The organism is Enterococcus sp. DIV1375a, from assembly GCF_051712205.1.
In the GTDB taxonomy this organism is placed as follows: Bacteria; Bacillota; Bacilli; order Lactobacillales; family Enterococcaceae; genus Enterococcus; species Enterococcus faecalis.
On the sequence record NZ_JBIOOM010000001.1, the window covers coordinates 1,075,326 to 1,091,721 of the forward strand.

Annotated in this window: 10 protein-coding genes, 2 tRNA genes and 1 pseudogene; 12 read left to right on the forward strand and 1 reads right to left on the reverse strand. The window is 37.0% G+C overall.

Annotation, left to right across the window (positions count from 1 at the left end; genetic code table 11):
• Window positions 1-4 precede the first annotated feature (4 nt).
• The 7 genes from IGJ63_RS05335 to IGJ63_RS05365 all read left to right on the forward strand — a co-directional run bounded on the left by IGJ63_RS05335 (window position 5) and on the right by IGJ63_RS05365 (window position 5,816).
• Complete coding sequence (locus IGJ63_RS05335; protein ID WP_438746055.1) at window positions 5-2,641, forward strand: FtsX-like permease family protein; 2,637 nt, start codon at window positions 5-7, stop codon at window positions 2,639-2,641.
• A 183-nt stretch (window positions 2,642-2,824) separates the two neighbouring features.
• Entirely contained in the window at window positions 2,825-3,358 is a 534-nt protein-coding gene (locus tag IGJ63_RS05340) for a hypothetical protein (protein WP_002357809.1), read from the forward strand.
• A 16-nt stretch (window positions 3,359-3,374) separates the two neighbouring features.
• Window positions 3,375-4,844, forward strand: coding sequence for a flotillin family protein (locus tag IGJ63_RS05345; protein WP_002357808.1), 1,470 nt, complete (start codon window positions 3,375-3,377; stop codon window positions 4,842-4,844).
• 146 nt (window positions 4,845-4,990) lie between these two features.
• The gene (locus tag IGJ63_RS05350; RefSeq protein WP_002357806.1) at window positions 4,991-5,224 is read left to right on the forward strand and encodes a DUF2969 domain-containing protein; all 234 of its coding nucleotides are present in this window, start codon (window positions 4,991-4,993) and stop codon (window positions 5,222-5,224) included.
• A gap of 96 nt (window positions 5,225-5,320) precedes the next feature.
• Window positions 5,321-5,401: transfer RNA gene (locus tag IGJ63_RS05355), tRNA-Tyr, on the forward strand.
• A 9-nt stretch (window positions 5,402-5,410) separates the two neighbouring features.
• Window positions 5,411-5,482 (forward strand) — tRNA-Gln (locus IGJ63_RS05360).
• A gap of 154 nt (window positions 5,483-5,636) precedes the next feature.
• A complete protein-coding gene (locus IGJ63_RS05365) occupies window positions 5,637-5,816 on the forward strand; it encodes a hypothetical protein (protein WP_002357804.1) in 180 nt (59 codons plus the stop codon).
• 55 nt (window positions 5,817-5,871) lie between these two features.
• Here IGJ63_RS05365 and IGJ63_RS05370 read toward each other — a convergent pair whose 3' ends face one another.
• Window positions 5,872-6,483 (reverse strand): TetR/AcrR family transcriptional regulator, encoded by a 612-nt coding sequence (locus tag IGJ63_RS05370; protein ID WP_002357803.1) that lies wholly within the window; start codon window positions 6,481-6,483, stop codon window positions 5,872-5,874.
• A gap of 175 nt (window positions 6,484-6,658) precedes the next feature.
• Here IGJ63_RS05370 and IGJ63_RS05375 point away from each other — a divergent pair.
• The 5 genes and pseudogenes from IGJ63_RS05375 to IGJ63_RS05395 all read left to right on the forward strand — a co-directional run bounded on the left by IGJ63_RS05375 (window position 6,659) and on the right by IGJ63_RS05395 (window position 16,322).
• Window positions 6,659-10,905 (forward strand): annotated as a pseudogene (locus IGJ63_RS05375) (acyl-CoA dehydratase activase-related protein).
• Between the two features lie 206 nt (window positions 10,906-11,111).
• Entirely contained in the window at window positions 11,112-11,819 is a 708-nt protein-coding gene (locus IGJ63_RS05380) for a GntR family transcriptional regulator (protein ID WP_002357800.1), read from the forward strand.
• A gap of 415 nt (window positions 11,820-12,234) precedes the next feature.
• Window positions 12,235-12,528 (forward strand): WXG100 family type VII secretion target, encoded by a 294-nt coding sequence (locus IGJ63_RS05385; protein WP_002357798.1) that lies wholly within the window; start codon window positions 12,235-12,237, stop codon window positions 12,526-12,528.
• Window positions 12,529-12,555: 27 nt separating this feature from the next.
• Window positions 12,556-16,032, forward strand: coding sequence for a type VII secretion protein EsaA (gene esaA / locus IGJ63_RS05390; RefSeq protein ID WP_438746057.1), 3,477 nt, complete (start codon window positions 12,556-12,558; stop codon window positions 16,030-16,032).
• 2 nt (window positions 16,033-16,034) lie between these two features.
• Complete coding sequence (locus IGJ63_RS05395; RefSeq protein WP_438746059.1) at window positions 16,035-16,322, forward strand: hypothetical protein; 288 nt, start codon at window positions 16,035-16,037, stop codon at window positions 16,320-16,322.
• Window positions 16,323-16,396 lie beyond the last annotated feature (74 nt).

Below are 16,396 nucleotides of genomic sequence, written 5' to 3' on the forward strand. Positions count from 1 at the left end.
TAAAATGAAGAAAACAGCGCTAATTAAAACAAGCTTACGTGAAATTAGACAATCTACTACACGATTTTTATCGATTATGGGGATTATTTTCCTTGGTGTAATGGTCTTTGTTGGTTTGAAAGCTACTGGACCAGATATGATTAAAACCGCGAATAATTATTACCAGAAAGAGCAGCTTCCAGATGCGCGAATAATTTCTACAATGGGACTGGAAAAGAAAGATTTAACAACACTACAGTCTTTAAAAGATGTCGAAACAGTTGTGCCGCGGTATACAATAGATGCCACGATTGGGCCGCAAAATAATGCAGTAAAATTGTTTGGCTATCGAAAAAATCAAGCAGGATCGGTTAACTATCAAGTAGTTGACGGTCGGTTACCTAAACAAACAAATGAAATTGCATTAGATACATTAGCGAAAACTAGATATGACTATAAAATGGGTGATAAAATCACTTTAAACGATGCAGCGATTAAAGAAAAAGGGCTGAAACAAACTCATTTTACTGTTGTTGGATTTATCAATTCACCAGAATATATTGATAATACATCCAGGGGAACCACAACGGTCGGGTCTGGAACGTTAAACTTTTTTGGCGTGGTTTCGGAAAAAGCCTTTGACAGTCAACGGTATCCAGAATTGCTAATCTCATTTCGTTCATTAAAACATCAAAATACGTATTCCTCTGATTATGAAAAGAAAAGAGAGCAGGCCTTAAATCAAGTAAAAGAGGCACTGAAAAATCGGCCAGAAGAACAGGTTGCGGCTCTGCGTGATTCGGCTCAGCCGGACATTAACCAAGGTCGGCAAGCGCTGGAAACGGGAAAACAAGCACTTGCGCAGTTGGAGCAACAACCAGGAATTTCAGCTGAGATGCTTGAAAAGCAAAAAGACGAATTGGCTAAACAAGAACAACTGTTGGCTGAAAAAGAAACAGAGCTAGCCAATTTGAAAGCCCCAACGTATTATTATTTTACTAGGGAAGACAATCCAGGATTTTCTGAATATCAAGATAACGCTGATCGGATTTCTTCTTTAGCCACGCTGTTCCCGTTGTTCTTTTTCCTAATTGCGGCATTAGTCAGCTTAACTACCATGACACGTATGGTGGAAGAAAAAAGAATGGAAATTGGTAGTTTGAAAGCTTTAGGTTATCGTAATCGTGAAATTGCTTCGATTTTTATTACCTATGCAACTGTTGCCAGCCTAACAGGTGCATTATTAGGATTGGCAGTTGGCTATTATCTATTCCCTAAAATAATTTTTGATGCCTACGGTCAAATGTACAATATTCCTGATTTAGTTACACCGTGGTACTTAAATTACAGTTTATGGGGCATCATTGTAGCCTTAGCTTGTACTGTGGGAGCGGCCTTAGTGACATTAAGAATCGATTTATTAAGTACCCCAGCTACCTTGCTAAGACCCAAAGCGCCGAAAGCAGGCCAACGGATTTTATTAGAACGAATCCGCCCTTTATGGCAACGCATGAGCTTTATTCAAAAAGTGACCGCTAGAAATCTGTTCCGCTATAAACGACGGATGCTGATGACCGTTATCGGAATAGCTGGTTGTATGGGGCTGTTAATTGTTGGTTTTGGTTTACGCGATTCAATTGTGGATGTCGCTACAATTCAATTTAATAAAATCTGGCATTACCAAGCAGTCGTGACTTTTAAAGAGCAAACAACATCTGAAGAGACAAAAGAGTATCAAGAAACGTTGCGCAAACTGGATGGTTTGAATAAAACAATTCCGTTATATTCAGAAATCTTTAAAACGAAGGGCAAAGGCGCACCAACTCAAAATATTACTCTTTATGTGCCACAAAATCCTTCGGAAATGGCTGATTTTCAGTTATTTAATGATCGAGTCACTGGAGAAAAATATTCCCTCAACGATGACGGTGTAATCATTAATGAAAAATTAGCTAAATTATTTGGCTATAAAGTCGGAGATCAATTAAATTTAGAAAATAGTGATAATCAAACCTATCACGTGAAAATTGCCGCGATTGCAGAGAACTACACGGGTCATTTTGTCTATATGACGCCGAAACTCTACCAGACGATGACGAAACAGAAGCCGGAGTATAATACAGAATTCCTACTTTTTGACAAAAAGTTATCCTCAAAACAAGAAACCTCAATCGGAGAGGCGTTGACAAAACAGCCGAAAGTGTTGAACATTACGTTTTTAACTGCGATGAAAGGTTCGTTTGATGATATGCTGAAAAGCCTTGATATTGTCATTTGGGTACTAATTGCTGTTTCTGGTTCTTTAGCGTTAATTGTGTTATATAATTTAACCAACATTAATGTTTCTGAACGGATTCGAGAACTTTCCACGATTAAGGTTTTAGGGTTTTACGATCGTGAAGTCACCACCTATGTTTACCGTGAAAACATTATTTTAACGTTCATTGGTATTATTGTTGGCTGCTTCTTTGGGAAAATTTTGCATCAGTATATTTTAGCAACCGTTGAAGTTGATTTAATTATGTTTTCGCCAATTATTCATTGGCCAAGTTATCTGTATTCCGCAGTCATCACCATGTGTTTCACGTTGTTTGTGATGGTCATTATGCATCGGAAATTGAAGAAAATCAATATGATTGAAGCGTTAAAATCAAATGAATAGCACATTTTAAAAAACGAGGAGTCCGTAGAAGTTCGATAATTCTAGGGCTGCTCGTTTATTGTTGCTTCTTTTATTAAGAAAAAATAGGTCTTAAGATGTATCTTTTGAGATTTATTTGGAAATTACTACTCTTTTTATTTAAAAATTGGTACACTATTACTAGGTTATAGCACAGAAAGGAGTGTGGGAAAAGTGTTAGAAGGTCTACCATTGGAAACGGTTTATTTTTATGCATTAGTGGGGAGCGCGGTCCTCGCTTTTTTACTAATTATTTTTGGGGATGTTTTTAATTTTGATGGACCGGTGGACCCAATGCTGATTATTCCATGGATTGCTTTTACCTCGCTGTTTGGGTACCTTGGGGAAGAATTAACAGCGGTGAATAGTTGGCTTATTTTAATTGTCAGTGGTATTCTTTCAACCATTATTGTTTTCTTCCTAAATTTTTATGTGTTGGTCCCTTTGAAAAATTCGGAGGCCACAATTTCTATTTCGGAAAAAGACATGGAGGGTCGTGTTGCTACTGTGATTACCCCAATTCCTGTCCGGGGAATGGGCGAGATTCAATTGAAGAGTGTCACAGGTTCGTTAAGTCGACCAGCAGCATTTTATGTGCCACAAGAAGTGGCTGCGCCAAGAGGTAGTGAGGTATTGATTATTGAATTGAAAGAACGGGTTTGTTATGTCATTCCTTACGAAGGCAGTCTAAAAATATAGAGTAGGAGAGAAGAAAATGGGGATTTTGTTACCGATTATTATTGCAGTTTTAGTATTATTAATGTTATTAATTGTGTTTGTTTCTAAATATCAGACAGCCAAACCTGATGAAGCGTTAATTATCAGCGGGAGCTATCTAGGCTCTAAAAATGTTCATGTAGACGAAGGTGGCAACAAAATTAAAATCGTTCGTGGCGGTGGTGCGTTTGTCTTACCAGTGTTCCAACGTTCAAATCGAATTAGTTTGCTTTCAAGTAAATTAGATGTTTCCACACCAGAAGTGTACACAGAACAAGGGGTTCCTGTGATGTGTGATGGGACCTCAATCATTAAAATTGGTTCGTCAGTTGAAGAAATTGCGACAGCAGCGGAACAATTTTTAGGAAAAACAACGGAAGAATTAGAAAATGAAGCACGTGAAGTATTAGAAGGACATTTACGTTCGATTTTAGGTTCAATGACAGTGGAAGAAATTTACCAAAACCGTGATAAATTTAGCCAAAGTGTACAAGAAGTTGCCAGTGTTGACTTAGCTAAAATGGGCTTAGTTATTGTGTCGTTCACAATTAAAGAAGTTCGTGATAAAAATGGATACTTGGATTCATTAGGGAAACCAAGAATCGCTCAAGTTAAACGTGATGCAGATATTGCTGAAGCAGAAGCTTTGAAAGAAACTCGCATCAAAAAAGCGGAAGCAGAAAAAGAATCACAACAAGCGGAATTGCAACGTCAAACAGAAATTGCAGAAGCTTCAAAAGAAAAAGAATTGAAATTAGCGTTATACAAACAAGAACAAGATATTGCCAAAGCCAAAGCAGACCAAGCCTATAACTTGGAAAGCGCGCGTGCACAACAACACGTGGTGGAACAAGAAATGGAAGTCAAAGTCGTTGAACGTCAAAAACAAATTGAGTTAGAAGAAAAAGAAATTACGCGTCGTGAAAAACAATACGACTCAGAAGTGAAGAAAAAAGCCGATGCAGATCGTTACGCACGCGAACAAGAAGCTCTTGCTCAAAAAGCACGCGAAGTGGCAGAAGCCGAAGCAGAACGCTTCAAAGTTGAAGCATTAGCCGAAGCGGAAGCCAACAAAACGCGTTTAACAGGTCAAGCGCAAGCCGAAGCTATTTTAGCTCGTGGTGCAGCGGAAGCCGAAGCCAAACAAAAGATTGCTGATGCCTTCAAAGAATATGGTGAAGCAGCTGTGTTAAGTATGGTGATGGAAATGTTACCACAATTAATGAAAGAAGCAGCACAACCATTGGGCAACATCGACAAGATTTCAGTGGTAGATACAGGCGCAGGTGGCGAAAATTCTGGCGCCAACCGTATTACCAATTATGCAACAAACTTGTTGGCTGGTACACAAGAAACACTAAAAGAAACAACCGGCCTCGACGTGAAAGAGCTAATTGAAAACTTTTCTAAAAAAGGTACCTCAAATAGCGTGAACTATCATGCAACAGAAGGTTCAGAAAAAGAATAGAAATCAGCCTTTAAGGAGTAGCGAATCGCATTTCGTTACTCCTTAATGCTGCATTGAAACGATAAACGAACAATCTGACAGAGAAATAGCGAGTGCTTGTTTTGTTTCAAAGATTCTGATAACATAGAGTTCTTGGAGGGATAGAGATGTCAAAAAAGAATAAAGATATTGAAGTGCGTGTTGAAGAAGAAAAAGCCCAATACAATGGAGCAAATGTTTTAATGAACAAATTATTTATTGGTAAAAAAGAAATCGGTCGTGTCATTCCGCAAAATGATAAAAAATTCATCATTGAAATTGATGGCAAGCAAGAAGGTACAGCAAAAAATCTGGACGAAGCCTTTGAAACAATTATTCGTCAATGGAATTTAAGTGAATAAAAAATAAATAACAATTTTTTTAAAAAAAGGGTTGCTTTTTTCTGGAAAAGATTGTATTATAACTAAGTCAGGTCGTTACAGCGACAATGACTTTTTGGAGGAATAGCGAAGTGGCTAAACGCGACGGACTGTAAATCCGTTCCTTAGGGTTCAGTGGTTCGAATCCACTTTCCTCCATTTTCTTTTTGGGGTATAGCCAAGCGGTAAGGCAACGGACTTTGACTCCGTCATGCGTTGGTTCGAATCCAGCTACCCCAGTTTTCAGAACATTTCTGGTAGAGAGATGTTCTTTTTTTGTATAATTATATAACAAAAATGAGGTAAGATTTTCCTCATGTACAGGCTAGAAAAGTTTTCATTTATATAAGAATATGCTAAAGTATTAAGAAAGAATAGTCTGGAGTTGATAAGAATGAACTTTAAAGAAAAAATTACAGAAATGGTTGAAAATGTTTACGATTTAGCACGCGATGGTAAGTATGATGTCAAAGTTGACTTAATTCCTCGTAAAAAAGGTAACATCAAAAGTGGTGTTAAAGTCACTTCTTCAAGAAATACAGCCCACAATATCAAATGGCGTTCAAAAAACTAACTCGTCTTTAACAGAAACACCGGAGCAGACAACATTATTGTCTACTCCGGTGTTTTTATTTTTCTAATTCGATGCCTAAGACAGTTAAATGACCATTACCAACTAATTTGATAACTAATTGGGCTAAGTGGTTGGGTGTCATATCCGTCTCGCTAGTAATCCACCAATGAAGGGTACCGATGAAGATAGAGGTCATGTATTCAATAACAAAATCTATCGGTACGTCAATATCATTTTCGGTAATACGCAACTGCGAAAAAATCGTCGCATATTTTTCTTCGATAATTTCAGCTAAGCGTTTTCGAAAGTGTTCGTTGAAATTATTGTCCATGATAGTTAAGAAGAAAGATTTGTTCTCTTGAATATTAATATAGAGTTGCGTCAGAAGTTCTTCAATGTGCTTCACGCGGACACGGTTGCCATTAACCAGTTGTTGCGAATCAAGAATAGCGGTAAAAGCACTAAGCGTAAAGGTGAAGATTGCATCATATAAATGCTGTTTGTCTTTAAAGTGAGCATAAAAAGTCGCACGATTAATCATAGCTTCATCAGCAATATCCTGAATCGTCACCGCTTCGTAGCCTTTCGTTTCTACAAGTTTAAAAAAAGCTTCAATAATCATTTTTCTGGTTCGTTGTACTCTAAGGTCTGTTTTCTTTGCCATCATAAATTCCTTTCGAGATAGTCAACATTCGCGGAAACTTTGTTGTTTATCTCACAAAATAGGGTAAATTGCTTGTTGCAAATCATTTAGAACCTTTCTAAAATAGGTATATCTATTATAACAAACAGTTTGTATAATAATCAACAAACTGTTGGGAAATGAAGGGGTATTTTAATTGATGGTTATGAGAGCAGGGATTGATGTTGGGTCAACGACAGTAAAATTAGTATTTTTAAATAAACAAAATCAGCCTATTTTTACAAAATATGAACGCCATTTTTCAGATGTCAAAGCAGCAACGGAACGCATTTTAAAAGAAGGGCTAGCAAGGATCGGTGCAGACCAACCTGTGACAATGAGCATAACTGGCTCTGGTGGTATGGGGCTGGCTGAGGTATTAGGGATTCCCTTTGTTCAAGAGGTTATCGCGTGTACACGAACTGTTGAAACAATAATACCAGAAACGGATGTTGCTATTGAACTTGGCGGAGAAGATGCAAAAATCACTTTTTTTGATGGTGCTTTAGAGCAACGAATGAATGGTAGTTGTGCAGGTGGGACAGGCGCCTTCATCGATCAAATGGCTGTTTTACTTAAAACGGATGCCAATGGAGTGAATGAATTGGCGAAGAATTATCAAACTATTTATCCGATTGCTTCCCGCTGTGGGGTTTTTGCCAAAACGGATGTTCAACCTTTAATCAATGAAGGAGCAGCGAAAGAAGATATCGCGGCGAGTATTTTTCAAGCGGTAGTTAATCAAACAATCGCCGGGTTAGCTGCTGGTCGCAAAATTAAAGGTAAAGTAGCATTTTTAGGGGGACCTTTATTTTTCATGTCAGAATTGAGAAAACGGTTTGTTGAAACCTTAGCAATTCAGCCAGAAGATGTTATTTTTCCAGAACAACCGCAACTGTTTGTAGCAATGGGTGCAGCACTTTATTCAGAAGATGCAGCCGAATGTACATTGGAAGAATTAATTCAGCGCTTAGTGAACAGCCAGGCTACTGATTTACAGCCGAGCGACACGTTACCACCGTTATTTAACAGCGCAGAAGATTTGGCAGATTTTCGAGAAAGACACGCGCAAGCTCAAGCAACGGAGAAACCTTTATCTCAACATACTGGCGTGACCTTTTTAGGGATTGATGCAGGCTCTACAACGACAAAAGTCACATTGATTGATGAAGATGGTCATTTGTTGTTTTCTTTTTATGGTAATAACCAAGGGCAACCTTTAGAAACCACCATGACAGTACTGAAATCACTTTATCAACAACTGCCTGAAGAAGTTTTTATCGGAAAAGCGGCTGTTACAGGATATGGAGAACAGCTAATAAAAAATGCGTTAAAAGTCGATATTGGTGAAGTTGAAACGATGGCCCATTACAAAGCAGCCAACTATTTTCAGCCAGGTGTGGATTTTATTTTGGATATCGGAGGACAAGATATGAAAGCGATGACCATTAAAAATGGCGTGCTTTCCTCCATTCAATTAAATGAAGCTTGTTCTTCTGGGTGCGGTTCTTTTATCGAAACCTTTGCGCAATCTTTAAAATATAATGTGAAGGATTTTGCTTTGGCGGCTTTAGAATCGCAAGCGCCTGTTGATTTAGGTTCTCGATGTACTGTTTTTATGAACTCAAAAGTGAAACAGGTTCAAAAAGAAGGGGCCTCTGTCGGCGATATTTCTGCTGGACTATCTTATTCAGTCATCAAAAATGCCATTTATAAAGTCATTAAGGTTCGCCGACCTGAAGAGTTGGGAGAAAAGATTGTCTGCCAGGGAGGAACATTTTACAATGAAGCGGTCTTGAGAGCTTTTGAAAAAATTAGCGGTCGTGAAGTGGTTCGTCCTTCTATTGCTGGTTTGATGGGGGCCTATGGGGCAGCGCTGATTGCTTTGGACGCTTATGAAATTGGGGAAGAAACCACGCTTCTTTCTTTAGAAGAGTTAGCGGCATTTACCTCTGAAAAGGAATTTACTCATTGCGGCTTGTGTGAAAACAATTGTCAATTAACGGTCACAGTGTTTTCGGACGGGCGCCAATTTATTACGGGAAATCGCTGTGAACGTGGTGCGCGAATTAAAATTAAACGAGAAGAACGCAAAGTGAATTTGGTTGATTATAAGTACCGTAAGTTATTTAAGTACCGACCTTTGCGGGAAAATAAAGCGTTTCGTGGGCGCGTGGGTATCCCTAGAGTCCTAAACATGTATGAAAATTATCCTTTGTGGCATACATTTTTTACTGACTTAGGCTTTCGGGTCGAATTATCGCCACGTTCTAATAAACAAATCTATGAACAAGGCCTTGAAACGATTCCCAGTGATACGGTTTGTTACCCAGCGAAAATGGCGCATGGACATATTCAAGCATTAATTGATGCGCAAGTGCCAATTATCTTTTATCCTGGTGTCGTTTTTGAACAGCAAGAAACAGTGGAAGCAGATAATCATTTTAATTGTCCAATTGTGCAAAGCTACCCAGATGTTATTCGAAATAATGTGGATGCCATCAGAGAGGGCCAAGTGGATTATCGAAATCCCTATCTTAATTTAGCGAATGAAACTGCAGTTGCCAAAGTTTTAGCTGAAAATTTTGCTGATTTAGGGATTTCCTTAGAAGAAATTCAAACAGCGCTGCATCATGGTTATCAAGAATTAGCAGCTTTTAAAAAAGAAATTCAAGAAAAAGGCGAAGAAACGTTAGCCATGTTAACTGAAAAAGGCCAGAGAGGGATTGTCTTATCGGGGCGACCGTATCACTTGGATCCAGAGATTAATCACGGCATTGCCGAAGTCATTACACAGGAAGGATTCCATGTCTTGACAGAAGACAGTATCTCGCATCTTGGAGACGTGCAGAATTTACGTGTGGTGAATCAATGGGTCTATCATTCTCGCTTATATGCGGCGGCTAAAGTAGTGGCTAAGACGAAAAATTTAGAACTTGTCCAACTGAATTCCTTTGGTTGCGGCTTAGATGCTGTGACAACCGATCAAGTAGAAGAAATCATGGATCGGTCTGGCAAAATTTATACAGTCCTCAAAATCGATGAAGGTGCGAATTTGGGCGCAATTCGTATTCGGTTGCGCTCCTTGAAAGCGGCTGTCAATGAGCGGGAGAAGCAACAGTTTGTTCCGCATATGCAAATGGAAGAGCCGGAGAAAATTGTGTTTACAAAACAAATGAAAAAAACACATACCTTACTGTTACCAATGCTTAGCCCGATTCATCAATCTGGATTAGTCGATGTAGCATTACAAGCTTCTGGCTATCATGTCGTCTGTTTGCCTGCGCAAGACAAAGAAGCTGTGAATGTCGGGTTAAAATATGTCAATAATGATGCGTGTTACCCAGCAATTATTTCCATCGGACAACTAGTTGAAGCTTTGGAAGGTGGTCAATATGATTTGGATAATGTCAGTGTCTTAATGACGCAAACAGGGGCGGTTGTCGCGCAACGAATTACATTCCCTTATTACGAAAAGCTTTAAATGATGCTGGTTTTTCTCAAGTTCCTGTAGTTTCAGTTTCGATGGGCAATAAAGGAGTCGAATCCAATCCAGGATTTAAATTTACGTTGCCAATGATCAAACGCTTAGTAGTTGCCTTTTTATATGGTGATTTATTCGAACGAGTAGTTTATCGAACAAGACCTTATGAAACAGAAAAAGGAATGGTGGATCAACTACACCAAGATTGGCTAAAAAGAGTGGAAGCCAATGTCCGGAATGGTTCGCTGACACAATTTAATCACTTCATGAAAAAAATTATTCGGACGTTTGATGAAATTCCTTTACAAGAGATAAAAAAACCAAAAGTCGGTGTGGTCGGGGAAATTTTAGTGAAATATTCGCCGACAGCGAATAATGATATTGTGCGTTTGCTAGAAGAAGAAGGTGCTGAAGCAGTTGTGCCAGATATTGTTGGCTTTATGAACTATTCTTTGTACAATCAAATTTGGAAATACGAAAATATGGGCATGTCAAAACAAAGCAAACGTTTAGCAGAATTTGCGATAAAAATCATTGAATTGGTAGAAAAACCAATGGATAAGGCATTGAGAAAATCTGTCCGTTTTGATGGTATTCATTCCATTTATGATATGGCAGCAGAAGCAAGTAAAATTTTATCAATTGGCAATCATACGGGTGAAGGTTGGTTTTTAACAGCAGAAATGATTGAGCTCTTAAAACACGAGGTGAATAACATCGTTTGTATGCAGCCGTTTGGATGTTTACCAAACCATATTGTTGGAAAAGGGGTCGTGAAAGAGCTACGACGCCAATATCCGCAAGCAAACATTGCGGCGGTGGATTATGATCCAGGGGTATCTTTGGTCAATCAGTTGAACCGAATCCGTTTGATGATGGCCACAGCGAACAAGTTGTTGAAAGAAGAAAATGTAAAAAGATAATAACTAATAGAAATTCGTTTGAAAACATTTGACTTGGTCACTTTTTACTGACTAAGCCAAATGTTTTTGTTATAAAAAGAAAGCATACAACTAGACCAACTTTGATAAAAATTCCAATTCCTCTTTTATTTATCATTTTTTGGTTGTTTACACGGTCTATACCAGTTATAATAGAAGAGGAGATGAATGAAGAGGAGGAAGCGTAAATGGTTCAAAATATACCAATTTATATTCAAATTCACGATAAAATCAAAGAAGATATTGAAAAAGGTGTCTGGAGTATCGGGGATCGTTTGCCCTCTGAGCGAGAATTAGCCTTGAAATTTGATGTTAGTCGAATGACCTTACGCCAAGCCATTCAGACTTTAGCAGACGAAGGGATTTTAGAACGAAAAATTGGTTCAGGAACATATGTAGCACGTAAGAAAGTTCAAGAAACAATGACAGGTACCACTAGTTTTACAGAAATTACCTTGTCTCAAAATCGCGTTCCTTCTAGTCGGACGGTGTCTTATTTTGTAGCGAAACCTAGTTCTAGTGAGATGGAAAAATTACAACTAGGTCCAGAAGATTCAATTTTACGAATGGAAAGAATTCGTTTTGCGGATGACATTCCGATTTGTTTTGAGGTGGCGAGTATTCCTTATTCATTGGTCTCGCAATATGGCAAATCTGAAATCACGAACTCTTTTTATAAAACACTTGAAGCCAAATCTGGCCACAAAATTGGCCATTCTAACCAAACAATCTCTGCTGTTCAAGCATCGGAACAGATCGCAGAATATTTAGAGATTAAACGAGGCGATGCGATTCTGCGTGTGCGCCAAGTATCCTATTTTGAAAACGGACTACCTTTTGAATATGTTCGTACGCAGTATGCAGGAAGTCGATTTGAGTTTTATTTAGAGAAGTAGAGAAAAAGAATGAATAAAAGATAGGAAAACTTATCACATTGATAAGTTTTCCTATCTTTTAATTTTTTTTGCTAAAGAAATAAATTGTTTTTTTAATAAAATGCATATTTACTTATTAATTTATCTGACGTTAAAAAATAACGATTTAATGGAATTTATTTATTTTTTAAAATTTTATTTAAATATTTTTTGAATAATTTTTATTTATCAGTTATTTTTGTTTTTATTTTGATTAATATTGATTTGGATGGTTTTGTAATGTTGTTTTTAAGAGTTTTTATTTGTTTATTTTATTGTTATAATTATTTTTATGCGAATACGTATATTTTTAAATAGTTATTGACTATATTTTTTATATATAGTTATAATATTTGTAACAGGTAATAAAACTATAAAAAATGTGGAGGGATTACTTATGGCAGGATCAATTGCTGTAACACCAGAACAACTGAAATCACAAGCGAAAGTATATTCGCAAGCATCGTCTCAAATTCAAGATGCAATTCGTAAAGTGAATTCAATGAACCAACAAATTTCACAACAATGGAAAGGGCAAGCATTTCAAGCGTATCTGGAACAGTACAATCAATTGGAAGGTAATGTCAAACAGATGGAAGAATTATTGATTAGTATTAATCAACAATTAAACAAATATGCAGACACTGTCGCAGAACGTGACCGTCAAGATGCAGGATCATTTGGCTTTTAATTGATCAAAGATTGAAGCGCTAGCGCAATGAATTGCACTAGCGCTTTTTCTAAAGGAGAGAAGATAATGGAAGGGAAAATAAAAAAAGGTATCCCTTTTGCCTTAGCAATTGGAGCAACTTTCTTGTTATTACTTTTTTTCATTCATTTAGGGTTTAAAGATGAGAACGTGACTCGAAGTAGCAAAGATCAGACAACAAAGATGCAGTACGCATTAGTTAATGAAGATAAAGGCGCAAGTTTTGAAGGAAAACGTTATGCATTAGGTTCTGATTTTGTCACATTAATTAACAAAGATACAGCTAATCGATGGGAAACAACGACTCGGAATATCGCAACATCTGGGGTTGAAAATGGACAATTCGATGCCCAAATTATTATTCCGCAAGATTTTTCGGAGAAATTATTGTCACTACAAGCTGTTAGTCCAGAGCAGGCTTCTGTTGAATACCAAGTGCGAGACGGACAAAATGAATTGACCAATCAAGCAATTCAAGACAAAGTAAATACTATTTTGAAAGATTTTAACCAACGCGTAATTCAGATGTATTTTTCCAGTATTGTTGGAAATTTAGTTATCGCACAACAAAACGTTAACCAAATCACTGATACGCAGTTGCTGTATCAAAATCATTTAGAAGAAACAATTCAGCAACCATTTAAAGAAATTCCCATGAATTATACGACAGTATTAAGTACGGCTAGTATTTTAGATGAGGACAATAAATTATTTACAACCGAGCAAGAAGCGTTTGTAAAATCAGTACAAACCTTATTAGAAAGCAATAATCAGAGCTTAGAATCAACTAGTAAGGCAACGGAAGATACGAAAAAATCAGTGGGCGAGTATTCGAAAGAAGCAAATGAAAAAATAAAAAAATCAATTGCACAATTTAATGAACAGTTTGAGAGACAAAAACAAGAATTGACTAATCAATGGGAAAGTGACACGACAGTATACAAACAACAATTCGATCAACTAAATGGAATGGTAATCAATCAGTTTAGCTCCTTCTACACACCAAGTGAACAAGGAAGCTCAGGGATTTATGCTGACTTTTTATCAGAATCTAAATTATTTCAAGAAACACAAAGCAATCGCATTGGCGAACTACAAAAAGAAATCGCAGAACTACATATGCAAGTAGAACAATTAACTGCGTTAAAAAAGCAAATTGCGGCTACATATTATAATGATCTTGAAGCAACACCTGAGATAGCAACAGACACTCAAATTAAGCAAGCGATTATTCAGTTAATTACGAACGAAAAAGAAAATATACCTAACTTAGATAAAAATTATCAGGAAAGATTGGAAGAATCACTAAGTGAAATTTCTTTTGTAAGTTTAGAAAGACTCGTTAGTGAATTAGAAATGAATAATAGGATTTCAGTTGAACAAGGCAATCTTTTCCGTGATGAGTTACAAATTATTCAGCGATATGCAGAACAACATGAACTTGATTTCACCAATTCAAGCCGCTTTATGTATTTGGAACCTAAACAACTTCATGAAGATACTATAGCGATTCCACAAGAAAAAGTAACTTTTTCACTAGCGACAAATCAAGAGTCGGTTATTTCATTACGACAAACCAATACACCAAATGGCGAATTGTCATTTCTTTTAGATGATTCAAAAGTTCAAACAATTAAAACATCTTTGAATCAGCAGTTAGCAGGTGCAGGTTACAGCATTGATATTTCAGCAATTACCCCGACACAGCTAACAATTACCAAACCAGTGAAAATACAAGCTGAGATTCCTGAGAATGATGAAGTGAACGAAGAAAATACGCAAGAAGAGTTGGCAGAAGAATCCGAAGAAGAATCTGAAAAAGTAACTGAGCCAGCAAATGATTTGCCCCCACTTCCAGAAAAACTTTCCTTAACGATTGACTTACCAATGTCTTGGCAACTGACACCAGAACAACAAAAAACAGCATTTAATCAGATTGATTATTCTTGGTGGGTAAATAATGAGCTTCAAAATGCACGTTCGTTCGCTGTGTATATTGCAATGGACCAACCATTAGTAACCGATATTCCTGAAATCATGAAGCAATTTCAACTTTTAGATACTGTATCACAACAAATTGTGACTTTATATGGTACGCCTAATCAAAGTCTATCTATTCAAGAGTATGCAGCAATGTTAACCGCTCCTGAAAATCAGGATAAAACAATTGAAGAGTTAGCAGGTGAGACATCCATTTACTGGATGTACGACAATATCACTGAAAACGAGCAAACCATGATGATTACAGATAAATTATTAGACGAATATAAAAAAACAGGAAATCAATTATATCGAGAAACAGATGAACAAATTAATCAATTAAAACAATTAATTGGTACTGAGACAGATCAAAATACAGACGGACGACCTACAACACTTTACGGAACATTAAATTTAATGACGGTCCCTGAAAAATTATTACGAGAAGCGGAGAAATTAAATACATGGTTTGATGAAGCAACAAAACAAGTCAATGCGACATATGCTACTTGGCAAGAAGCTGGAAAAGTGGGAGCTACTTCTGTAATTGATGAAAGAAATCCGCATCCAGAAGAAAATCAAACCAGCACTTTAGATGTAGAAACAGAAAATTTAGTTAAAATGATGCAAACGTTAATGCAAACAACGAAAGAAACTAGTCTAACAACAGCTGATTCAGCAGCCAAAGTCAAAGATGTTGCCCAGACTATCAAAGAATTGAAAGCCTCAACAACCAAAGTTCAAGATCATGCGCAAAATATCTTAGCAAACTTAAATGATTCAATTGATGAGTCAAAGAAAACAACCAAAGAAAATGAAGAGTATGCCAAAACATTTGAAAAAGTATTGGCTAATACAAGAGACGGCGGTGCTGATAATCCACGGGTATTTAGTTTCCTTGCGAGCCCAATTCAAGGAGAAGGGATCTTTGGCGAAACCCGACAAGTCTCTTTAATTCCCTATTACGCTACCTTGATTGTTAGTATTTTAACATTCGTTATTGCGCTAACTTTCCAAGGCTTTATGAAGAAAAGAACAGTTACTGTAGCGGATGCGTTGGTTGAACCAACCAGAGTTTGGCAAAATATACCAAATCTGTTATTACTCTTGATTACGGTTATTTTGTTTGGGAGTGTCTTTTCACTTCTACTGGTGTTCAATGTATCTCAAATAAATCGATTCGCTTGGTTTAGCTATAGTTTCTTAGTATTTGCTAGCGGTGCACTTTTGGTTTGTGCTTGTTTACGCCAATTTAAAAAACTTACTTTATATGTTTATGGAGCTATGCTGGGGTTATTTTTCATGTTGACACCTTTATTAGGCATTGCAACAAAGGTAGGCTCATTAAGCAATTGGCTCTATCGTTTATCGCCGCTTCAAAATATCCAAAATGGCTTTACTGCTTTAGTAAATGGCGTACAAATTAGTTGGGTTAGTTACCTTATTTTAATCGTTTTACTTGTTTTAGGTGTTGTCCTTAATTTATTTGTACGACCGGAGGAATAGCCATGAGAAAATTAATAAAAATAGTGATTGTTTTAAGTGTTAATATGCTCTATTTGTCATTGTCATCAACAAAAACAAAAGCAGAAGAAGTAGGCGCTTTAAAAATAAATAATCAAGTGATCTACCAAGATAATCAGCAGAAAAAAAAACGTAGAAGTGAATTTCATTATTCCAGATTTGTTTTTGCCGATAAAAGCAGAGAGAAAAAGAAGTCAATCAAAGTAAAGCGAGGGTTGTCAACGAAGCAAAAAATGATGTATTTAGGACAGAACAGAATGCAAAAACATTAGCAGTTGATAAAAAGGTAAGGCCTTTTCTGTTCAAAGAGACGGCAACGGTCACTTCTCCTGAAAGCGTTGAATCT